This window comes from Afipia sp. GW821-FHT14H12, from assembly GCF_058803465.1.
Window position 1 is genome coordinate 405,816 of the sequence record NZ_JBXAOZ010000002.1, and the last position, 20,588, is coordinate 426,403.

18 protein-coding genes are annotated in these 20,588 nt (G+C 63.0%); 4 read left to right on the forward strand and 14 right to left on the reverse strand.

Annotated elements, in window-relative coordinates:
• Positions 1-43: 43 nt before the first annotated feature.
• The 5 genes from AC1RNA_RS13480 to AC1RNA_RS13500 all read right to left on the reverse strand — a co-directional run bounded on the left by AC1RNA_RS13480 (position 44) and on the right by AC1RNA_RS13500 (position 6,193).
• Positions 44-361, reverse strand: coding sequence for a rhodanese-like domain-containing protein (locus tag AC1RNA_RS13480; protein ID WP_492951554.1), 318 nt, complete (start codon positions 359-361; stop codon positions 44-46).
• A 101-nt stretch (positions 362-462) separates the two neighbouring features.
• Entirely contained in the window at positions 463-2,385 is a 1,923-nt protein-coding gene (locus AC1RNA_RS13485) for a potassium transporter Kup (protein ID WP_492951434.1), read from the reverse strand.
• Positions 2,386-2,497: 112 nt separating this feature from the next.
• The gene (locus AC1RNA_RS13490) at positions 2,498-4,399 is read right to left on the reverse strand and encodes a potassium transporter Kup (RefSeq protein WP_009339171.1); all 1,902 of its coding nucleotides are present in this window, start codon (positions 4,397-4,399) and stop codon (positions 2,498-2,500) included.
• A 162-nt stretch (positions 4,400-4,561) separates the two neighbouring features.
• Positions 4,562-5,389 carry an OmpA/MotB family protein gene (locus AC1RNA_RS13495; RefSeq protein ID WP_492951435.1) on the reverse strand — a complete coding sequence of 276 codons (828 nt, stop codon included), beginning with the start codon at positions 5,387-5,389 and terminating at the stop codon, positions 4,562-4,564.
• A gap of 30 nt (positions 5,390-5,419) precedes the next feature.
• Positions 5,420-6,193 carry a motility protein A gene (locus AC1RNA_RS13500; RefSeq protein ID WP_492951436.1) on the reverse strand — a complete coding sequence of 258 codons (774 nt, stop codon included), beginning with the start codon at positions 6,191-6,193 and terminating at the stop codon, positions 5,420-5,422.
• A gap of 215 nt (positions 6,194-6,408) precedes the next feature.
• Between AC1RNA_RS13500 and AC1RNA_RS13505 the strand changes: the two genes are divergently transcribed.
• Complete coding sequence (locus AC1RNA_RS13505) at positions 6,409-6,621, forward strand: hypothetical protein (RefSeq protein WP_009339168.1); 213 nt, start codon at positions 6,409-6,411, stop codon at positions 6,619-6,621.
• Positions 6,622-6,637: 16 nt separating this feature from the next.
• On the opposite strand, the gene AC1RNA_RS13510 is transcribed toward AC1RNA_RS13505, so the two are convergent.
• From AC1RNA_RS13510 to AC1RNA_RS13520, 3 genes are all read right to left on the reverse strand, one after another.
• Positions 6,638-7,522, reverse strand: coding sequence for a CDP-alcohol phosphatidyltransferase family protein (locus AC1RNA_RS13510; protein WP_048756289.1), 885 nt, complete (start codon positions 7,520-7,522; stop codon positions 6,638-6,640).
• A gap of 93 nt (positions 7,523-7,615) precedes the next feature.
• The gene (locus AC1RNA_RS13515) at positions 7,616-8,329 is read right to left on the reverse strand and encodes a phosphatidylserine decarboxylase (protein ID WP_283804992.1); all 714 of its coding nucleotides are present in this window, start codon (positions 8,327-8,329) and stop codon (positions 7,616-7,618) included.
• Positions 8,330-8,471: 142 nt separating this feature from the next.
• The gene (locus AC1RNA_RS13520) at positions 8,472-10,409 is read right to left on the reverse strand and encodes an ABCB family ABC transporter ATP-binding protein/permease (protein WP_492951437.1); all 1,938 of its coding nucleotides are present in this window, start codon (positions 10,407-10,409) and stop codon (positions 8,472-8,474) included.
• A 195-nt stretch (positions 10,410-10,604) separates the two neighbouring features.
• On the opposite strand from AC1RNA_RS13520, the gene AC1RNA_RS13525 reads away from it, so the two are divergent.
• A complete protein-coding gene (locus AC1RNA_RS13525) occupies positions 10,605-11,216 on the forward strand; it encodes an LOG family protein (protein WP_492951438.1) in 612 nt (203 codons plus the stop codon).
• Between the two features lie 30 nt (positions 11,217-11,246).
• On the opposite strand, the gene cimA is transcribed toward AC1RNA_RS13525, so the two are convergent.
• The 3 genes from cimA to cysS all read right to left on the reverse strand — a co-directional run bounded on the left by cimA (position 11,247) and on the right by cysS (position 14,878).
• Complete coding sequence (gene cimA / locus AC1RNA_RS13530) at positions 11,247-12,842, reverse strand: citramalate synthase (RefSeq protein WP_492951439.1); 1,596 nt, start codon at positions 12,840-12,842, stop codon at positions 11,247-11,249.
• Positions 12,843-12,852: 10 nt separating this feature from the next.
• Positions 12,853-13,374 (reverse strand): GNAT family N-acetyltransferase, encoded by a 522-nt coding sequence (locus tag AC1RNA_RS13535; protein WP_009339162.1) that lies wholly within the window; start codon positions 13,372-13,374, stop codon positions 12,853-12,855.
• A 109-nt stretch (positions 13,375-13,483) separates the two neighbouring features.
• Positions 13,484-14,878 (reverse strand): cysteine--tRNA ligase, encoded by a 1,395-nt coding sequence (cysS, locus tag AC1RNA_RS13540; RefSeq protein WP_492951555.1) that lies wholly within the window; start codon positions 14,876-14,878, stop codon positions 13,484-13,486.
• A gap of 352 nt (positions 14,879-15,230) precedes the next feature.
• Between cysS and AC1RNA_RS13545 the strand changes: the two genes are divergently transcribed.
• Positions 15,231-15,533 (forward strand): hypothetical protein, encoded by a 303-nt coding sequence (locus AC1RNA_RS13545; RefSeq protein ID WP_048756294.1) that lies wholly within the window; start codon positions 15,231-15,233, stop codon positions 15,531-15,533.
• Positions 15,534-15,684: 151 nt separating this feature from the next.
• On the forward strand, positions 15,685-16,746 hold the full coding sequence (locus AC1RNA_RS13550; protein WP_492951440.1) for a DUF2865 domain-containing protein: 1,062 nt from the start codon (positions 15,685-15,687) through the stop codon (positions 16,744-16,746).
• Between the two features lie 13 nt (positions 16,747-16,759).
• Here the strand turns inward: AC1RNA_RS13550 and AC1RNA_RS13555 are convergent, their stop codons facing one another.
• Genes AC1RNA_RS13555 through AC1RNA_RS13565 form a run of 3 tightly spaced genes read right to left on the reverse strand, consistent with a single transcriptional unit; the run spans position 16,760 to position 20,307 of the window.
• Complete coding sequence (locus AC1RNA_RS13555; protein ID WP_492951441.1) at positions 16,760-18,514, reverse strand: NAD+ synthase; 1,755 nt, start codon at positions 18,512-18,514, stop codon at positions 16,760-16,762.
• A gap of 49 nt (positions 18,515-18,563) precedes the next feature.
• Positions 18,564-18,917, reverse strand: a complete 354-nt coding sequence (locus tag AC1RNA_RS13560) for a diacylglycerol kinase (protein ID WP_048756296.1) — start codon at positions 18,915-18,917, stop codon at positions 18,564-18,566.
• A 1-nt stretch (position 18,918) separates the two neighbouring features.
• A complete protein-coding gene (locus AC1RNA_RS13565; RefSeq protein WP_492951442.1) occupies positions 18,919-20,307 on the reverse strand; it encodes a class II 3-deoxy-7-phosphoheptulonate synthase in 1,389 nt (462 codons plus the stop codon).
• Positions 20,308-20,588 lie beyond the last annotated feature (281 nt).

Sequence of the window (20,588 nt, forward strand, 5' to 3'; positions counted from 1 at the left end):
CCGCAAATCGAGAACGATCACCTCAAGCGCAAGCGCGCTCGTGCTAGCCGCCAATTTTGGTGGGAAGGCCCGCGGCTTTCCAGCCGATCATGCCGCCTGCGAGGTGGAAATGATACGGCTTGCCGGCAGCCTGCGCCGCGAGCGAGGCCGTCACCGAGCGCTTGCCGGAGCGGCAGGCGAACACCACCGTCCTGCCTTCGGGGTCGGGCAATGCGGCCGGATCGAAGGCCGAGAGCGGCATCGTCGCGCCCTCGGGATAGGCCTCCGCCGCAGTCTCGTTCGGCTCGCGCACGTCGATCAAGAGATAGCGCCCCTCGATCAGGCCCTTGGCCACCTCCTCGGGGGTCAGGTCGTGCACCATGCTGGTATCGGACAAGGAAGCCTCCGCTGCGAAATAAGCCCGCGCAAACTCCCCCTTTGCGCCCTCAAAATCAAGACCGTCCGGCCAGAGTTTACGCAGGTTCAGATGGCGACCTGTGTTCCGATTTCGACCACGCGACCGGTCGGGATCTGGAAATAGTCGGTGGCGTCGTTGGCCGAACGGCTCATCGCGATGAACAGACGATCCTGCCACAGCGGCATGCTGGATTGGGCCGCCGGTTTCAACAACCTCCGCGACAGGAAGAACGACGTCGCCATGATGTCGAACTGCCAGCCGAGCTTGCGCGCGATCGCCAGCGCCTTCGGCACGTTCGGCGATTCCATGAAGCCGAAGCGCAACGTGACGCGGACAAACGTTTCGCTGATCGGCTCCATCCGCACGCGCTCGTTGAGGTCGACGCGCGGCATGCGCGCGATCTCGACCGTGAGAATGACGTTCTTCTCGTGCAGCACCTTGTAGTGCTTGAGGCTGTGCATCAGCGCGGTCGGCGCCAGCGTGGCATTGCTGGTCAGGAACACCGCCGTGCCGGGAACGCGCTGCGGCGGTTTTTTCTCCAGCATCCTCACGAGGTCTTCCAGCGGAATTTCCTGCTTGTGGGATTTCTCGAACAGAACCTTGCTGCCCTTGCGCCACGTATACATCAGCAGCATCACGACGCCGCCGATCGCCAGCGGCACCCAGCCGCCTTCGAACACCTTGAGCAGGTTGGCCGCGAGGAACGTCAGGTCGAACAGCAGGAACGGCGCCATCAAAAGGCCCGCCGCGAATGGGCTCCATTTCCAGACCCGCCAGATCACGATGAAGCCCATCATGCCGGTCACGACCATGGTGCCCGTCACCGCGATGCCATAGGCGGACGCCAAAGCGCTCGACGAGCGGAACAGAACCACCAGCAGCAGCACGGCGATGAACAGCAGGCGATTGAGGCGTGGGATATAGATTTGCCCCGCATGGCTCTCGGAGGTGTGGCGGATCTCGAACCGGGGCAGCAGCCCGAGTTGCACCGCCTGCCGGGTCAGCGAATATGCGCCGGTGATGACGGCCTGGCTCGCGATCACGGTCGCCAACGTCGCCAGCACGACCATCGGCACCAGCGCCCAATCCGGAAACATCAGGAAGAACGGGTTCTGCACGGCGGCCGGATTGTGCAACACCATTGCCGCCTGCCCGAGATAGTTCAACGCCAGCGACGGCAGCACGATCGCAAGCCATGTGATCCGGATCGGCGACTTGCCGAAATGGCCGAGGTCCGCGTAAAGCGCCTCCGCACCCGTCACGGCAAGAAACACGGCGCCAAGCGTGACAAGGCCGATGACGCCATGCTCCAGCAGGAATTCGAGCGCGAGCAGCGGATTGAGCGCCAGGAAGACCTGCGGCTGATGGAGAATCGGCGGGATCGCCGCAATGCCGATGACCGCGAACCAGAGGCACATCAGGGGGCCGAAAAATGCGGCGACCCGCGCGGTGCCGCGCGACTGCACCGCGAACAGTGCTGCGAGAATGATGACCGTCAGCGGCACGATATAAGGGTCGAGCGCTTCCGTCGCGAGCTTCATGCCTTCGATGGCGGAGAGGACCGACAGCGCGGGCGTGATGACGGCATCGCCATAGAACAACGCGCCGCTGATGATGCCGAGCAGGATCAGCCCTCCGCCCGCCGTGCCGAGTGCGCGTTGCGCCAGCGCCATCAGCGCGAGCGTGCCGCCTTCCCCATTGTTGTCGGCGCGCAGCAGGATGACGACATATTTCAGCGTCACCACCACGATCAGCGTCCAGAGGATCAGCGACAGCACGCCCAGCACGATACCGGGCTGGATGCTCCCCGAACCGGTCGCCGCATTGATCGCTTCGCGGAAGGCATACAGCGGTGAGGTACCGATGTCGCCGTACACGACGCCGATGGAACCCAGCATCAGCGCCTTATATGACGCCGTGGAATGCGCCTGCCCATGCTCTTCCGCCGCCGACGTTTCCGCGGCGGAGACCGATATGTCACTTGTCATGGGGAAAGGTGCCTCAACGCCGAGCAGCGGCGAAAACGGCCAGCGCTATACGCTGGGGGCGCAGAGAGATCAAGTCGTCCCGCCTGTCAAAAAGGGCAATATTGAAACAATATTATATGGTGACCTGCGTTCCGACCTCGACCACGCGACCGGTTGGAATCTGGAAATAGTCGGTCGCGTCGTTGGCCGACTTGCTCATCGCGATGAAAAGATGATCCTGCCACAGCGGCATGCTGGATTGCGCGGCGGGCTTCAGCGAGCGGCGCGACACGAAGAACGACGTCGCCATGATGTCGAACTGCCAGCCGAGCTTGCGCGCGATCGCCAGCGCCTTTGGCACATTCGGCGTTTCCATGAAGCCGAAGTTCAGCCGCACGATGGAGAATTTCTCGCTGATCCCCTCGTATTCCACGCGGTCGATCGGATCGACGCGCGGCGTCGTTGCGGTGCGAATGGTGAGAATGACATTGTGCTCGTGCAGCACCTTGTTGTGCTTCAAATTATGCAGCAGCGCGGTCGGCACGAATTCCGGGTCGCTGGTGAGGAATACGGCCGTTCCCTTCACGACATGCGGCGGGCGCTTCTCGAGACTCTTGATGAGATCGCGCAACGGCACTTCGGTGCGACGCGTCTTGTTCAAGAGGATTCCGGTGCCGCGCCGCCAGGTCCAGATCATCGCGACGAGGCAGAGGCCGAACAGCAGCGGCACCCACGCGCCTTCAAACAGCTTCAACAGATTGGCGATGAAGAAGCTGGTGTCCACGAAGACGAGCGGAGCGATCAGCGCCGCCGCCGTGGCCGCGCGCCAGTTCCACAGCTTCCACACCACGATGAAGCCCATGATGCCGTCTGCGACCATAGTGGTGGACACGGCGATGCCGTAGGCCGAGGCAAGGCCGCTCGACGTACGGAACAGGCCGACCAGCAGCAACACGCCGATCAGCAGCAGGGTGTTGACACGCGGCAGGTAGATTTGCCCGGCGTGAACCTCCGACGTGTAACGGACTTCAAATCGCGGCAGCAGGCCGAGCTGAATCGCCTGCCGCGTCAGCGAATACGCGCCGGTGATAACCGCCTGGCTCGCGATCACGGTCGCTGCCGTCGCCAGAATGATGACGGGCACCAGCAGATAACTTGGCACCATATGATAGAAGGTGTTGTCGATCTTGTCGGGATGCGCCAGCAGCATCGCGCCCTGCCCGAAATAATTGATCAGCAGCGCCGGCAGCACGAAATAAAGCCATGCAGCCTGGATCGGCTTGCGTCCGAAATGGCCAAGATCGGCGTACAACGCCTCGCCGCCGGTAACGCACAGGAAGACGGCGCCCAGTGTCACAAGACTGATCTCGCCATGCGTCAGCATGAACGAGACCGCGTAATACGGATTGATCGCCGCGAGCACGGTCGGATCATCGGCGATGTGCCACGCGCCAAGCACGGCCAGCAGGATGAACCACAGGATCATGACCGGGCCGAACGCCGCCGCGATGCGCGTGGTCCCGCTGCTTTGCACCGCGAACAGGATGACGAGAATCAACACCGTCAGCGGCACCACGTAATGCTCGAATTCAGGTGCGGCGAGTTTGAGGCCTTCGACCGCCGACAGCACCGAGATCGCCGGCGTAATCATCGAGTCGCCGAGGAACATCGCCGCGCCGACGACCCCGAGCGCCAGCAATACCCACGCCCGGCGGCCAAGCGCACGCTGGCCCAGCGCCATCAAGGAGAGCGTGCCGCCCTCGCCGTTGTTATCGGCGCGCAGGAGCAGCAGCACGTACTTCGCGGTCACCACGACGAACAGCGCCCACAGAACCAGCGACAACACACCCAGCACGATGGGCCGGGTGATGACCCCTGCTCCGGCGGCGCTATGCGCGGCTTCGCGGAACGCGTAGAGCGGCGAGGTGCCGATGTCGCCAAACACCACGCCGATGCTGCCTACAGTCAGGCTCCAAAAGCCGTGAGCAGGAGCGGCCTCGGTGGGGAGGTCGGTGGGCGGTTCGGTAGCAGCCATGAAGTGAGAAAAACGCCTTGATGATCATTCGCCGCGGGCGGCCTGGATGGGCGATCAGCGGCGACCGTATAACACCGCTGGGGCTTCCTGCCCAATGCATGAAGCAGGGAACTCACATTAAGGTAATATAGTAGCTGATTAAACTTTAGTTTAATCAAGCCATTAGGGTTTTAAATCCGGCGGCAGTGGCGGATCTTCCCGCATCAGGGTGATGGTCACGCGGCGGTTGGCAGCCAGCGAGGGATCGTCCGGAAACAGCGGCTCACTGTCCGCCTTGCCGGAAACCGAGAAGATATGGGTGCTCGGCAGCCCTGCCCGCTCCAGAATCTGACGCACCGCATTGGCGCGGTCGGCGGAGAGATCGAAGGCATCATAGCCGGGGCGCGGCGAGGTGAAATCCGACGAGGTATGGCCGACGATCGCCACCCGCAGCGGCGACTGCCGCAACGGCGCCGCCAGCTTGCGGATCAGCATGCGCGTGCGCTCATAAGGCTCGCGCGAGCCTTCCGCGAACATCGAACGGCCATCCTGATCGACGATCTCGAGGTTGAGACCCTGCTTGGTCTCCTCGAACATGATGTGCTTGGACAGCTCCGTCATCTCCGGCATGTCCTGCAAGGCCTGCCGTAGCGAGGCCGAGGCCAGCGCAAACTCGCGATCGGTTTTGATGCGGGCGCCGTAAAGCTTGGCGTGCTCCTTTTCATCCGGCGACGGCGTGTTGGACGCCTCCTCCGGCGGAATATGGTCGACATTCTTCAGTTTCGGCCGCGTCGGCAGGCCATCGGTTTCGATCACGCCCGAATAGCGCGCATTGGCCACGCCGAAAGCCTCGCGCATCGAGCCCGCGACGATCTTCAGCTTGGTCTGGTCCTGATTGGAAAACGCGACCAGCATGACGAAAAAGCTCATCATCAGGCCCATCAGGTCGGCGAAGGTCACGAACCAGCCGTGTCCTCCCGCATGGGCCTCGCCGCGTTTTTTCTTGGCCATGGTGCTGTCCCTGCCCCGCGCAGGCGCCGCTTACGCGGGCACCGGCTCGCCGGCTTCGTGCCGATGTTTTTCCGGCAGGTAAGCGAGCAGCATTTCGCGCACCAGCGTCGGGCTCTTGGCGTCGCGGATCATCAAAATCCCGTCGATGATGATCGTGCGGTTGGTTTCTTCATCGAGCAGCTTGCCGTGCAGCTTGTCGGCGATCGGCAAGCAGAACAGGTTCGCGACCAGAGCGCCGTACAGCGTTGCGAGCAGCGCGGTCGCCATAAAGGGTCCGAGCTTCGAGGGATCGGTCATGTTGGCGAACATCTGCACCATGCCGATCAGCGTACCGATCATGCCGAACGCCGGCGCGCAGTCGCCGATGGCGCGATAGATCTTGCTGCCCTCGTCGAGATGCATCAGGAAATTGTCGCGGTCGCGCTCGAGGTTGTCGCGGATGAAATCCATGTCGTAGCCGTCGGCGACGTAGCGGATGCCCTTGGCCAGAAACGGGTCAGGAGTCTCCACTTTCTCGAGGCCAACCGGACCCTGCTTGCGGGCAATCTCGGCAACGCCGGCCAATTCATCGACGAGGCCACGCGGAGTGGTTCGGCTCATCGTGAAGGCGAACTTCGCGCCCAGCGGCAGGCCGTGCAGAATCGAAACCAGCGGGAAGCGGATCAGCGTCGCGGAAATCGAACCACCGAAAATGATGATCATCGCATGTTCGCTGATGAACATGTGGAGATCGCCCCCCATCAGCACCATCGTAACGACAACGATGGTACCGGCGACCAGGCCGATGCTAGTGGTAATATCCATGAAGTACTCCGACGCGCACAACGGCCGTTCTGAGCCGCGTTCCAAACCGTAGCGTCGGCGCAATTAAATTCGCGTAAAGCTTATGAAACGCGGGGAGCAAAAGGCCTCACGCTGCGCGCGAGAAGCTGCCCCACGCGAGGCCTCGCGTCATCATGGTTAATATTTTGAAAAGATAGCGGGCGTAGTCTCTGAAGGATCAACCGGCGAGAATTGAAATGACTGCGATCAGCAATTCCATTTCCTCACAGGCCACCCTGGCGCAGGCCCAGGCCAAGCTTGCCGCGGACCAGGCCGCCAAGGCCGATGAAGCCACGATCAAGGCCGATCAGGAAGCCGTCGACGAAGCCCAGCAGGCTTCCCAGCAGACGGCAACCCCGTCGCAAGGCGGTGGTGCAGCTCCGGCCGGCGGCGTGAATATCACCGCCTGACCGTCATCTGGCGGAATCAGTTCAGCCGCGTCGGCCGATCGGACGCTTCCGAATCCGACGGCGGGGTGAACACCGGCTCCGGCGCGGTCGCGGAAGCGACACCCTGCCCAGCGCTCTGCTGCGCGCGGAAGGCCCGCTCCTGCTTGCGGAAGGCTGCCCAGCTAATCGGCAGCGCGGCGAGATAGATCATCGACCCGACGCTCAGCACGTACCACGGATAGCTGATGAGCACGGCGATAAACAGAACCGCGAAGATGACCAGCGGCACCGCTGCTTCCGGCGATACGCGGGCACCGAGCTTCTTGCCGGAATAAACAGGTAGGCGCGACACCATCAGGAACGCCATGGTCAACGTGAAAATCAAAATCACCGTCGTCGGCAGTTGCGGCAACCCGATCAGCACCAGGTACATCGGCAGCAGCACGCAGAGCGCGCCGAGCGGCGCCGGCACGCCGGTGAAGTAATTCGCCGCGAACGGCAGATCACTCGGCTGGTCGATCTGCGTATTGAAGCGCGCGAGCCGCAGGCAGCTTGAAATCGCGAAGATCATCGCGGCGATCCAGCCGACATTGTTGAAGTCGTGCAGCTGCCAGAAATACAGGATCAGCGCCGGGGTCACGCCGAAGTTCACGAAATCGGCGAGGCTGTCGAGTTCGGCTCCGAAACGCGACTGCCCCTTGATCATCCGCGCCACGCGGCCGTCGATGCCGTCGAGAATGGCCGCGAACACGATCGCGCCGAGCGCCAGTTCGTTGCGCCCCTCGATCGACATTCGGATGGCGGACAGGCCCGCGCACAGCGCGAGAAGCGTGATGACATTGGGCACCAAGACCCGCACCGGGATCGAGCCGAACCGGCGGCGTTGCATATCGGGCTTGTCAGAACGGGGGTGTGTGCTCATGAACCCTTTATATGGGGATTATCGTGCTCCGCCAACATGACTTAAAGCCATGCGGCAAGCCGCTCATCTTCCGCAATCGCATGGCGGATAAGGTTAATCTGTGCGGTAGACGCGGCCGCCATCGCCCATCTGGAAATCGGCCAGCACAGTCTCCCCCGCCACCGCCGTCTGCCCTACCGCCACCAGCGGTTTGGCGCCATCGGGGAGGAAAACATCGAGCCGCGAGCCAAACCGGATCAGACCGAAGCGCTGTCCTGCGGCAAGGCTTTCGCCCTCGCGCACGAAGGAGACGATGCGCCGCGCGACGAGCCCCGCGATCTGGATGACGCCGATGCGCCCCGCAGGCGTCGCGATCACCAGCGAATTGCGCTCGTTGTCCTCACTCGCCTTGTCGAGTTCGGCATTGATGAACTTGCCGGGGCGATAGGCGATGCGTTCGATCCGGCCCGCCACGGGGCTGCGGTTCACATGGCAGTTGAACACGCTCATGAAGATGGAAATCCGCATCAACGGCTTGTCGCCGAGGCCAAGCTCGGCGGGCGGCACCACCGGCTGCACCATCGACACCCGGCCATCGGCCGGCGCCACGACAAGCCCTTCCCGCACCGGCGTGGTACGGACGGGATCGCGGAAGAACAGCGCGCACCAGATCGTCAGCACGACGCCGATCCAGCCGAGCGGCGCCCACAGCCAGAACAGGATCAGGCTCGCCAGAGCGAAGCCGCCAATGAAAGGGTATCCCTCCTGATGGATCGGCGGGATTTGCGCGCGGATGGAATTGGCGATCGACATGGGACTCCGAAGGATATCCGCTTTACAGCGATGAAAATGAGTGGTCCGGCAACGTCTGCTTTCTCGTTTCGGCGAGAGAGCGGGAATCTTTGCCTATTCTAGGGCGTGCGTCACAAAAAGTCTCGGAAAAGCGCCTGTTCGTTCGGGCTGGTACTGCCTACTCCGCGGCATCCCGTGCAGGCGAAACGTCCCCAGCCTGTCCGTCCTTCCCGGCCAGCTCGTCGTCGCCGAACTGGGCGAGCTTCTCGCGCGCCTCGTCGGCCTCACGCTGCCTGTTCCACATGCTGGCGTACAGGCCATCCATCGCAAGCAACTGCATGTGCGTGCCACGCTCGGCGATGCGCCCGCGTTCGAGCACGATGATCTCGTCGGCGCTGACGATAGTGGACAGGCGATGCGCGATCACCAGCGAGGTGCGGTTGCGCGACACCTTTTCCAGTTCGTCCTGAATTTCCCGTTCGGTATGGCTGTCGAGCGCGGAGGTCGCCTCGTCCAGCACGAGGATCGGCGGCCCCTTGAGGATGGTGCGCGCGATGGCCACGCGCTGCTTCTCGCCACCCGACAGTTTCAGGCCGCGCTCGCCGACTTCCGTCTCGTAGCCCTGCGGCGACATGCGGATGAAGCCGTCGATCTGCGCCATCTGCGCGGCAGCCTCGACATCGGTATCGCTCGCATCCCAGCGGCCATAGCGGATGTTGTAGCGGATGGTGTCGTTGAACAGCACCGTATCCTGCGGCACCATACCGATTGCCGCGCGCAGCGATGTCTGCTGCACGTCGCGAATGTCCTGCCCGTCGATGGTGATGCGTCCGCTGCTCAGATCGTAAAGGCGAAACAGCAGCCGCGAGATTGTCGACTTGCCCGCGCCCGACGGGCCGACGATCGCGACAGTCTTGCCGGCGGGCACCTCGAACGTAATGCCCTTGAGAATCTCGCGGTCCGGGTCGTAATGGAAATGCACGTCCTCGAAACGCACCGTGCCCGACGTCACCTGCAGCGGTTTCGCGCCGGGCCTATCCTTCACTTCCGGATTGCGGCTCAGCACGCCGAACATCATCTCGATGTCGATGATCGCCTGCTTGATCTCGCGATAGACGAAGCCCATGAAGTTCAGCGGCTGATAGAGCTGGATCATCATGGCATTGATCATGACGAAATCGCCGACGCTCTGGGTGCCGTTGCGGATGCCGATGGCGCACAGCACCATCGTCGCGGTGATGCCGAACGAGAAAATCACCGCCTGTCCGGTGTTGAGCCAGGCGAGCGAGGTATAGGTCTTGGTGCTGGCGCGCTCGTAACGCTCCATCGAGGCGTCGTAACGCTGCGCCTCGCGCGTCTCCGCACCGAAATACTTCACCGTCTCGTAATTGAGCAGCGAGTCGATGGCCTTGGTGTTGGCTTCGGTGTCGGACTCGTTCATGCGGCGGCGAATATCGATCCGCCACTCGGTCGCGACATAGGTGAACCACATATAGGCCAGCACGGTGCCGACCGTGATCAGCACGTAGCGCCAGTCGAACTGATACAGCAGCACGCCCATCATCATCGTCAGTTCGACGACGGTCGGCGCCAGTTGCTGCACGGCGAGCCGCACGATGGTCTCGATCCCGGTGCGGCCGCGCTCCAGAACGCGCGTCAGCCCGCCGGTCTTGCGCTGGAGATGAAAACGCAGCGACAATTCGTGCATGTGCACGAAGGTGAGGTACGCGAGTTTGCGCACCGCATGCATCGCGACCTTGGCGAAGATGCCGTCGCGCCACTGCGTGAACACCGCCATCAGGACGCGGGTGGCGCCGTAGCTCACCGTCAGAATGATCGGCGAGGCGAGCAGCCACATCATCCAGTTCGACGGCGCGACCGGCGCGCTGCCCTGCCCGTTCAGCGCATCGATCGCCCATTTGAAGGTGAACGGCACGATCATGGTGAGCGCCTTGGCGATCACCAGAAGCACCATCGACCAGACCACGCGCATTTTCAGGTCGGCCCGCTCTCCCGGCCAGATATATGGCCAGAGCTGCACCAGCGTCGCGGTCAGCGAGGCGTTCGCCACCGCTCGGGCGGGGCGATTTTGATCGGGCGTATCAGAGGCGGTCATTCACAATCCTGCGGCTTCGGGGCGAAAGGCCCCGCGCCGGGCTTCGATTCGGCAACATAGATCTGTCATATAGGATGCCACAGGCGGTTCCGCATCCGGCCGGGGCGTTTTTCTGCCCCGGCGCCGTACAGGACGGCTTTTCGCCACGTCCCGGCTCGTCTTGACGAGGTCACACGGCGATGCCACATCGAGTTGATGACCAAGACCAATAATATTAAGACTGTCTGCGTTTATTGCGGTTCCGGCCCAGGTACAGACCCCCAGTTCATGGAAGCAGCAAGCGCCCTCGGCAAAGCCTTTGCCGAGAACGGCATCGGCCTGGTGTATGGGGGCGGCTCTATCGGCCTGATGGGCGCGGTCGCCAATGGCGTTCTCGACCACGGCGGCAAGGTGACCGGCATCATCCCGGACTTCCTGATTGCCCGCGAGCATATGCTGGATCGCGCGCAGGAACTGATCGTCACCAACAACATGCATGAGCGCAAGCAACTCATGTTCGAACATTCCGACGCCTTCGTCGCCCTGCCCGGCGGAATCGGCACGCTGGAAGAGCTGGTCGAGCAAATGACGTGGGCACAGCTCGGTCGTCACACCAAGCCGGTGCTGCTGGCCAACATCGGCAATTTCTGGGAGCCGCTGTTGTCGCTGCTCGCGCACATGCGCCAGAAAGAATTCATCCGTCAGGGACTGGCGGTGAACTTCCTCACGGCCAATCGCGTCGAGGACATCGTGCCGAAGCTGGAGGCCGCAGCCTCAAGTTCGCAGTCCGCTCCGGCACCGGCGGAAGCCGTCACCGCGCAGATGTAATCCCGGAAGATATCTCCCGGCTGGCAATCGTCACGCTGGCGCGCCTGACTTCACCAGCTTGTAGGTGAGCGAATCCATCAGCGCCTGGAACGAAGCGTCGATCACGTTGGACGATACGCCGATGGTGGTCCAGCGCGCGCCGTTCTCGTCTTCGCTCTCCACCAGCACGCGCGTCACCGCCTCGGTACCGCCATTGAGGATACGCACGCGGTAATCGGTCAGTTTCAGGCCGTCGATGTATTTCTGATACTTGCCGAGATCCTTGCGCAGCGCGACGTCGAGCGCGTTGACGGGGCCATTGCCTTCCGCCGCCGAGATCAGCACCTCGCCCGCGACCTCGACCTTCACCACCGCGAGAGCAACAGTGTGCGGACCGTTCCCGTTGGAGCGCTGCTCGACATTGACGTCGAACTGCACGACGCGGAAATAATTCGGCACATGGCCGAGCGTGCGCCGCGCCAGCAGCTCGAACGACGCATCGGCGGATTCGTAGGCGTAACCACCCGCTTCCCGCTCCTTCATCTCCTCGACGAGGCGCGTGACCTTCGGATCGTTCTTGTCAAAGGCAATGCCCGCGCGCTCCAGCGCCGCCAGCACGTTCGAGCGCCCGGCCTGATCCGACACCAGAACCTGGCGGCGGTTGCCGACGACATCCGGCGCGATGTGCTCGTAGGTGTGCGGGTCCTTCAGCACCGCCGACGCATGAATGCCGGTCTTGGTGACGAACGCGCTTTCGCCGACATACGGCGCATGCTTGTCGGGCACGCGGTTCAGGATATCGTCGAGCGCGCGCGAAACCTGCGTCAGTGTGGCGAGCTTCGCATCCGACACGCCGATCTCGAACGTATCGACGAATGGCTTTTTCAGTTTCAGCGTCGGAATCAGCGAGCACAGATTGGCGTTGCCGCAACGCTCGCCGAGGCCGTTCAGCGTACCCTGGATCTGGCGCACGCCCGCGCGCACCGCCGCGAGCGAATTCGCAACCGCCTGCCCGGTATCGTCATGCGCATGGATGCCGAGATGCGTGCCGGGGATGTGCTTCGTCACCTCGCCGACGATCGCCTCAACCTCATCCGGCATGGTACCGCCGTTGGTGTCGCACAGCACCACCCAGCGCGCGCCGGACTCATAGGCGGCCTTGGCACATGCCAGCGCGAATTCCGGGTCTTCCTTGTAGCCGTCGAAAAAATGCTCGCAGTCGAGCATGGCCTCACCGCTTTTCTTCGCCGCCGCGCTCACGCTGTCGCGGATCGAGGCGAGGTTTTCCTCCTTCGTCGTCTCGAGCGCGACCCGCACCTGATAGGCGGAGGATTTCGCGACGAGGCAGAACGCATCCGCCTTCGCCTCCAGCACGCCGACGAATCCGGGGTCGTTCGACGCCGAACGGCCCGCGCGGCGCACCATGCCGAACGCGGTGAACTTCGCGTGGGCAAATTTCGGATGGGTGCTGAAGAATTCGCTGTCCGCCGGGTTCGCGCCCGGATAACCGCCCTCGACATAATCGAGGCCGAGATCGTCAAGCATCTGCGCGATCACGCGCTTGTCGTGCAGCGTGAAATCGACCCCGCTGGTCTGCGCGCCGTCGCGCAGCGTGGTGTCGAAAAGATAGAGTCGTTCGCGGCTCATGATGCCAACCTTATTGTCGAAGTCTTGGATTATCCTCAGGCGGCGTGTCGCCGAGTGCTTTGGTCATGGTGGTGTTGGCGAGCCATTCGTCGCCAATGGAAATCGAATTGCGCTGCTGGCCGAGATAGCCACGGCCCGCGAAAAACTCCTGCGCGGAATCGCTGGCATCGACGCTCATAAGCTTCGCTCCGCGCGCCGCCGCGAGTTTTTCAAGCGCATCGCACAGCGTGCTTGCCACGCCCTGCCGGACCGCTCCCGGATGCACGAACAACATGTCGAGATGGTCGGCGCCTCTCAGCGAAGCAAAGCCGACCGGCGAGCCCTGCACCGTCGCAACCAGTGTCAGTTGCGCGCCGAGTTTCTTGCCGAACGCCGCCTCATCCTCGGCGCGCGAAGCCCATGCCTCGCGCTGCGCCTCGGAATAGCTGTCCTCGGTCAATTCCTCGATGCTGGCGATGAAGATCGCGGCGAGAATCGAGGTATCGGCCGGCAGGAATGGCCGCAGCCCGATTTTGGGAAGCGCCTGTGCCATCACCAATATCCGAAAAACTTGAATGCGAGCGCGACCGCCAAAGCGATCACGCACCACTTCAACACGATATAATAGCGCCAGTGGCGTGGAAAAGGCGTCTCGGGCTCTTTCATCTCGCGATCTCCCAGGTGGTGCCTTCCTTGGAATCCTTGATGGCGACGCCCATCGCCGCGAGTTCGTCGCGGATGCGGTCGGATTCCTTCCAGTCCTTGCGCGCGCGGGCAGCCGTGCGATCCGCGATCAGGGCGCTCACTTGCGCGGCATCGACGCCGCTTGCCTCCTGCTTGCGGGCATCCCAATCCGCTCGTGTCTCTGCCAGAAAGCCCAGCAACCGGAGCGATGAAGCGAATTCATTGCGCTCGGCTTCGCCGCCCCGTTCCGCCTGATGGCGCAGGCCATGCAGCGCCGCAACAGTCTGCGCGGTGTTAAGATCGTCCGCGAGCGTATCGAGCACTGTGCCTGCAGGCGCGCTGCCCTTGATATCACCCGCAGTTGCGTACCAGTCGTCCAGAACCTTCGCGCTTTCCTCCAGCCCCTTCACCGTCCAGTCGATCGGCGAACGATAATGGGTCTTGAGCATGTTGAGGCGCACGACCTCGCCCGGCCAGTCCTTCAAGAGTTCATTGATGGTGACGAAGTTGCCGAGGCTCTTCGACATCTTCTCGCCTTCGACCTGCAGGAAGCCGTTATGCAGCCAGTAGTTCGCCATCGCATGCGTGCCGTGGGCGCAGCGCGATTGAGCGATCTCGTTTTCATGGTGCGGGAAGATCAGGTCGAGGCCGCCGCCATGAATGTCGAACACATCGCCCAAATATGCGGCGCTCATGGCAGAGCATTCGATGTGCCAGCCGGGCCGCCCCCGGCCCCACGGGCTGTCCCAGCCCGGCTCATCGGCTGAGGATTGCTTCCACAACACGAAGTCCGCCGGATGTTTCTTGTGCGCGTCCACCGCGATGCGCGCGCCGGCCTGCTGCTCATCGAGCTTGCGGCCGGAGAGCTTGCCGTAATCCGGCATCGAAGCGGTGTCGAACAGCACCTCGCCGTTCGCTTCATAGGCATGACCGCGATCGATGAGGGTCTTGATGAGCGACACCATGTCGGCCTTGCCGTCGGCGCGCGGCAGCACGAAATCGGTCGCGCGCGGCTCGACGGTTGGCTTCAGGCAGCCGAGTGCATCAACGTCGGCATGAAACTGCGTCGCGGTCTTTTCCGTGACCTTGCGGATCGCCTCGTTCAGCGGCAGGCCAGGATAGTCGCGCAGCGCGCGGTCGTTGATCTTGTCATCGACGTCGGTGATGTTGCGCACGTAAGTGACGTGCTGCTCGCCGTAGATGTGCCGCAGCAGGCGGAACAGCACGTCGAACACGATGACCGGGCGCGCATTGCCGATATGGGCGAAGTCGTAGACCGTCGGTCCGCAGACGTACATCCGCACGTTGCGCGGATCGATCGGCTTGAAGGCGCGTTTGTCCTTCGTCAGCGTATCGTAGAGCCTCAGCTCCATAGACATCATTCCCTTGCCCTGGCGTCCGAATTCGTACGTGCGCCCAAATGAACGGGCCGCCGACATGATGCGGACACGCGAACCACCACACTCGTGGCCGGGCGTCAGGTGATCTCGATGTGAGAAAAGACGGCTCCAGCCAGCGAATCGCTAGCTAATAATCTCGTGGCAAATGCCGAAAAACGAGGAAGAACCGTTCATGGCCGGCACAATGGCCAGCCCCGCGCGCCCCGTCAAGGGGCAGCCCGCAGCCTGGTCAACGGCGGCTAGTGCTCCGAAACAGGCGGGTTAATGATTTTTAACATTTTAGCCTTATCCGTGTCGGGCTTCCGATTCTCGTTTTTGGTGCCCCATGCGACTGAGTTCCGCGGCTGCGTTGTGCGTTCTCGCCCTCTCCTCCTTGCCTGCTTATGCCGATAGCCGCGTGTTCATCATCGCCAATCAGCCGGACGGCTATGGCATCGACGAATGCCTCGCCAATGGCGCGAGTTGCGGCGCTTCCGCGGCGCGGATGTATTGCGAATCCCATCAATTCGCGCGGGCGAGTTCCTACCACCGCGTCGAGAATGAGGACATCACCGGCGCCATTCCGGCCTCCACCCGGAGCCCGGCTTCGCGCGCCGAGGCTTACGTCGCCATCACCTGCCAGCGGTAAATCGCGGCTTCGCCGGCCTTGCGTTATTCACCGGGACGCTCTGCCTTGCCTTGAGAGCGCCCAGAAATCGGCGTGACCTTGCCCCCTGAAACGGCTATGCAAACCCGCATTGGCCGCGCCTGCGGCTGCTTTCCCGGATAAGTACTTGGCGATGCTCCCTCGATCCCTGCCGATGCTGGCTGCCCTCGCTATCGCAGGGCTGTCGGCCCCCGCTTTTGCGCAGAATTTCACACCGGGCAGTGGTGGTCAGGGCAGCCCGATGTGCCAGCGCCTTGAAGGCCAGTTGGCCGCCATCGACCGCAGCCAGGGCGGCGGCGATGCCGGCAAGGCCGACCAGATCCGGCGTTATGAGGATGCCGCGAACCGCCAGCAGGCCGAACTGGAGCGCGTTCAGGCGCGGGCGCGGGATCAGGGCTGCGACAGTTCCGGGTTCTTCTCGCTGTTCAACGGCCGCTCCGCTCAATGCGGCCCGATCAACAATCAGATCCAGCAGATGCGCCAGAACCTCGACCAGATCACCTCCAGCCTGGAGCGGCTGCGTACAGGATCGGCAAACAGCGCCGACGATCCGCAGCGGCGTTCGGTGATCCTTGCGCTGGCGCAGAACAATTGCGGCCCGCAATACGCCAACATGGCGCGCTCCGGAAACTTCCTGAGCAACCTCTTCGGCGGCGGTCCCTCCGACAACAATGGCGTGGTCGATCCGAACGCACCGCAATCCGGCACCTACCGCACCGTCTGCGTCAAAAGCTGCGACGGCTCCTATTTCCCGATTTCATTCGCGACTGTGCCGAGCCGCTTCGCGGATGACGAGCGCACCTGCAAGAGCCTGTGCCCGAATGCGCAGGTCACGCTCTACACCTATCACAATCCGGGTGAGGACATCGCGCAGGCCGTCTCGATCAATGGCCAGCCCTACTCGCAGTCGCCGAACGCCTTCCACTTCCGCACCCAGTACGACAAGACGTGCAGTTGCCGCGCACCGGGGCAGAGCTGGGCCGATGCGCTGAAGAACGTGGATACGTCGAGCGGCGCGGAGCAAGGCGACATTACCGTGACCGAGGACCGCGCCAGGCGGATGTCGCAGCCGCCACGCACCGCGCCTGCGAAGCAGCCCCAGACCTCGGCTCCCGCCGCATCGGCACCGGAGGCAAATACCGATCCGGGAAAGATCCGCTCGGTCGGCCCGACCTTCATTCCGAACAACCGCTAACGACGAGCGTCGCTCACCCGTCAAAAACCTCGGTCGTGTCCCGGCGCGAGCGGGACACCAGCGCATGGTCGGGTTCGGGATCGCGGTCGCCATTGTCGCGAAAGCGGTTGGTGATCGGGTAGCGGCGGTCGCGGCCAAAGTTCTTGCGCGTGACCTTCACGCCCGGCGCAGCCTGCCGACGCTTATATTCCGCGAGGTTGAGCAGCCGGTCGATACGCAGCACCGTATCGCGATCGAAACCATCACCTACGATCTCGGCGACCGACATATCGCGTTCGACGAGCCGCTCCAGAATGCCGTCGAGAATTTCATAAGGCGGCAGCGAGTCCTGGTCGGTCTGGTTCTCGCGCAATTCCGCCGTCGGAGGACGCGCGATGATGCTGACCGGAATGACCTTGCCGGACGGACCGAGCGCGCCTTCCGGCTTCCATGAATTGCGCAGCGAGGACAGACGAAACACTTCGGTCTTGTAGATATCCTTGATCGGGTTGAAGCCGCCGTTCATGTCGCCGTACAGCGTCGCGTAGCCGACCGACATTTCGGACTTGTTGCCGGTGGTCACCAGCATGTCGCCGAACTTGTTAGAGATCGCCATCAAGAGCACGCCGCGGGTACGCGCCTGAAGGTTCTCCTCCGTCACGTCGCGCGGCTTGCCATTGAAGACATCCTTCAGGATATCCTCGAAACCGTTCACCGCCGCCGCAATCGGCAGCACGTCGTAGCGGATGCCGAGCCCGCGCGCGATCCGCGCCGCGTCCTCGATCGATTCCTTCGCGGTAAAACGAAACGGCAGCATCACGCCGCGCACGCGCTCGACACCAATGGCATCGACTGCGATGGCAAGGCACAGCGCTGAATCGATACCGCCCGAAATGCCAAGCAGCACGCCGGGAAAGCCGTTCTTGCCGACATAATCGCGCAATCCCAGCACGCAGGCGGCATAGTCCGCCCGGTCGCCCTCGATCAGCGGCGAGATCGGCCCCTTGCAGGTCCATCCCTTCGCGCTCTTTGTCCATGTCAGCGTCGTCGTCACTTCCTCGAAACAGGGAAGCTGCGCCGCGAGGGAGCGGTCGGCATTGAGCGCAAACGACGCGCCGTCGAACACCAGTTCGTCCTGACCGCCGACCTGATTGACGTAAACAAACGGCAGGCCACTTTCGGTCACGCGCCCTACCGCCATCGACAGGCGGATATCGTTCTTGGCCCGCGCGTAAGGCGAGCCATTTGGCACGATCAGGATCTCAGCGCCGGTCTCAGAGAGGCATTCGACGACGTTCTCATACTCCGCCGACTCCTCCATCCATGTGTCTTCGCAGATCGGCACGCCGATGCGAACACCGCGAATGGTCAGAGGTCCCGCCGCCGGGCCCCGCGCAAAGATACGCTTCTCGTCGAACACGCCGTAATTCGGCAGGTTGGCCTTGAAGCGCAGACCGGCGATGCGCCCGCCATCGAGCAGCGCCACCGCGTTATAGAGCTTGCCCTCCTCGACCCATGGCGTGCCGATCAGCATCGCCGGGCCGCCGTCGGAGGTCTCGCGTGCAAGCTCTTCCACGGCTATGCGGCATCGCGCCTGAAACGAGGGCTTGAGGACGATGTCTTCCGGCGGGTAGCCGCACAGGAAAAGCTCGGGCAGCACCACGAGAGCGGCGCCATCCGCCGCCGCCTTCGCACGCGCGTCCCGCGCCTTGGCGGCATTCCCGGCGATGTCTCCCACCGTCGGATTGAGCTGCGCCAGGGTCACCGTAAATTTTGCGGATTCAGTCATGGGCCTGTTGTAGCCCGCCACGCGAGGCTTTCGCAATTGCGGGCTTTGCTCAGATGATCCCGATCCGCTCGGCGATGGCGAACAGCCAGGTCAGACCGGCGATGGCGAGCGCCACACCAACCGCGGCGGAGCCCATGTCCTTGACCCTGCCGATCTGCGGGTCGTGATCCAGCGTCAGGCGATCGGCCAGCTTCTCGATCGCGGTATTGAGCAACTCGACGACGAGAAGAAGGAGCACGACAACAACCAGCTCCACCCTGCGTGCAGGCGTGACGCCGACCAGCCATGACAATGGAAGAGCCAGGATCAGCGCCACGACCTCTTCGCGAACCGCCCGTTCGGAGCGGAACGCGAAGATAAGGCCGTTGAGGCTGTTGATGGTCGCGCGCCAGACGCGCAGCACGTCAGAGGCCGGCCACCGCAGGCAGCGGCTGCGCCTTGCGCTCCCGGCCCTGCTTGAGGAATTCCGCGATCAGGAATGCCATGTCGATCGACTGTTCGGCATTCAGGCGCGGATCGCAGACCGTGTGATAGCGGTCGTTGAGATCCTCGTCGGTGATCGCACGCGCGCCGCCGATGCACTCGGTGACGTCCTGCCCGGTCATCTCCAGATGCACGCCGCCGGCATGGGTCCCTTCGGCCGCGTGAACCTCGAAGAACGACTTCAACTCGGACAGGATGCGGTCGAACGGCCGCGTCTTGTAGCCGGACGTCGAGGTGATCGTGTTGCCGTGCATCGGATCGCAGGACCACACCACCGACTTGCCCTCGCGCTGCACCGCGCGGATGAAGTGCGGCAGCGTATCGCCGACCTTGTCTGCGCCCGAGCGGTTGATGAGCGTCAGCCGGCCCGGCTCGTTGTCCGGGTTGAGGATGTCGATCAGCTTCAAGAGTTCATCCGGCTTCAGCGACGGGCCGCACTTCAGGCCGATCGGGTTCTTGATGCCGCGGAAGTATTCGACATGCCCGTGATCGAGCTGGCGCGTGCGGTCACCGATCCAGAGCATGTGCCCGGAGGTCGCGTACCAGTCGCCGGTGGTGGAATCGACGCGCGTGAACGCCTGCTCGTAGCCGAGCAGCAGCGCCTCATGGCTGGTGTAGAACTCGGTCGCGCGCAATTCCGGATGGCTTTCCAGATTGAGACCGCAAGCGCGCATGAAGTTCAGCGCGTCGGAAATGCGGTCCGCCAATTCCTTGTAACGGCGCGACTGCTGCGAATCCTTGACGAATCCGAGCATCCATTGATGCACGCTGCCGAGATTGGCGAAGCCACCGGTCGCGAACGCGCGCAACAGATTAAGCGTCGCCGCCGACTGCCGGTAGGCCGCAAGCTGGCGGCGCGGATCGGGCACGCGCGCTTCCGCCGTGAAGGCGATGTCGTTGACGATGTCGCCGCGATAGCTCGGCAGTTCGACGCCGTTGATCTTTTCGGTCGGCGAGGAACGCGGCTTGGCGAACTGACCGGCGATGCGGCCGACCTTCACCACCGGCAACGCGCCGGCATAAGTCAGCACCACCGCCATCTGCAGGAAGACGCGGAAAAAGTCGCGAATGTTGTTGGCGCCGTGCTCGGCAAAGCTCTCGGCGCAATCGCCGCCCTGCAACAGGAAGGCTTCGCCAGCGGCCACGCGCGCTAGCGCCTTCTTCAGGTTGCGTGCCTCACCTGCAAAAACCAGAGGCGGAAAGGTCGCAAGCTGCCCCTCGATATCCGCCAACGCCTTCGCGTCCGGATATTCCGGCACCTGCAAAACCGGTTTCTTGCGCCAGCTATCGGGCGTCCACCGCTCAGCCATGATCGAAAACTCCTGCCTGATCGTCCCATGATCGGCCGGGGCTTATATACACAGCCCACCCGCCGCTTTCCACTCGCAATTCGTCCTGTCTGGTCAACCAGTTAAGCGGGGGTCAGCGCCCTGCCCGCCTCAGGATGGAAAAAGGCCACCGCCGGAGGAGAACCGGTGGCGGCCTTAAAACTCAAGATCACTTGTCATTCCGGGATGCGGCGAAGCCGCAGACCCGGAATCTCGAACGTCTGGATTCCGGGGGCGCTCGCTTTGCTCGCGCCCCGGAATGA

Bases quoted from the DNA above. Each gene is read 5' to 3' on its own strand.
- AC1RNA_RS13480 (WP_492951554.1), bottom strand. From the start codon at position 361: ATGGTGCACGACCTGACCCCCGAGGAGGTGGCCAAGGGCCTGATCGAG.
- AC1RNA_RS13485 (WP_492951434.1), bottom strand. From the start codon at position 2,385: ATGACAAGTGACATATCGGTCTCCGCCGCGGAAACGTCGGCGGCGGAA.
- AC1RNA_RS13490 (WP_009339171.1), bottom strand. From the start codon at position 4,399: ATGGCTGCTACCGAACCGCCCACCGACCTCCCCACCGAGGCCGCTCCT.
- AC1RNA_RS13495 (WP_492951435.1), bottom strand. From the start codon at position 5,389: ATGGCCAAGAAAAAACGCGGCGAGGCCCATGCGGGAGGACACGGCTGG.
- AC1RNA_RS13500 (WP_492951436.1), bottom strand. From the start codon at position 6,193: ATGGATATTACCACTAGCATCGGCCTGGTCGCCGGTACCATCGTTGTC.
- AC1RNA_RS13505 (WP_009339168.1), top strand. From the start codon at position 6,409: ATGACTGCGATCAGCAATTCCATTTCCTCACAGGCCACCCTGGCGCAG.
- AC1RNA_RS13510 (WP_048756289.1), bottom strand. From the start codon at position 7,522: ATGAGCACACACCCCCGTTCTGACAAGCCCGATATGCAACGCCGCCGG.
- AC1RNA_RS13520 (WP_492951437.1), bottom strand. From the start codon at position 10,409: ATGACCGCCTCTGATACGCCCGATCAAAATCGCCCCGCCCGAGCGGTG.
- AC1RNA_RS13525 (WP_492951438.1), top strand. From the start codon at position 10,605: ATGACCAAGACCAATAATATTAAGACTGTCTGCGTTTATTGCGGTTCC.
- cimA (WP_492951439.1), bottom strand. From the start codon at position 12,842: ATGAGCCGCGAACGACTCTATCTTTTCGACACCACGCTGCGCGACGGC.
- AC1RNA_RS13535 (WP_009339162.1), bottom strand. From the start codon at position 13,374: ATGGCACAGGCGCTTCCCAAAATCGGGCTGCGGCCATTCCTGCCGGCC.
- cysS (WP_492951555.1), bottom strand. From the start codon at position 14,878: ATGGAGCTGAGGCTCTACGATACGCTGACGAAGGACAAACGCGCCTTC.
- AC1RNA_RS13545 (WP_048756294.1), top strand. From the start codon at position 15,231: ATGCGACTGAGTTCCGCGGCTGCGTTGTGCGTTCTCGCCCTCTCCTCC.
- AC1RNA_RS13550 (WP_492951440.1), top strand. From the start codon at position 15,685: ATGCTCCCTCGATCCCTGCCGATGCTGGCTGCCCTCGCTATCGCAGGG.
- AC1RNA_RS13555 (WP_492951441.1), bottom strand. From the start codon at position 18,514: ATGACTGAATCCGCAAAATTTACGGTGACCCTGGCGCAGCTCAATCCG.
- AC1RNA_RS13565 (WP_492951442.1), bottom strand. From the start codon at position 20,307: ATGGCTGAGCGGTGGACGCCCGATAGCTGGCGCAAGAAACCGGTTTTG.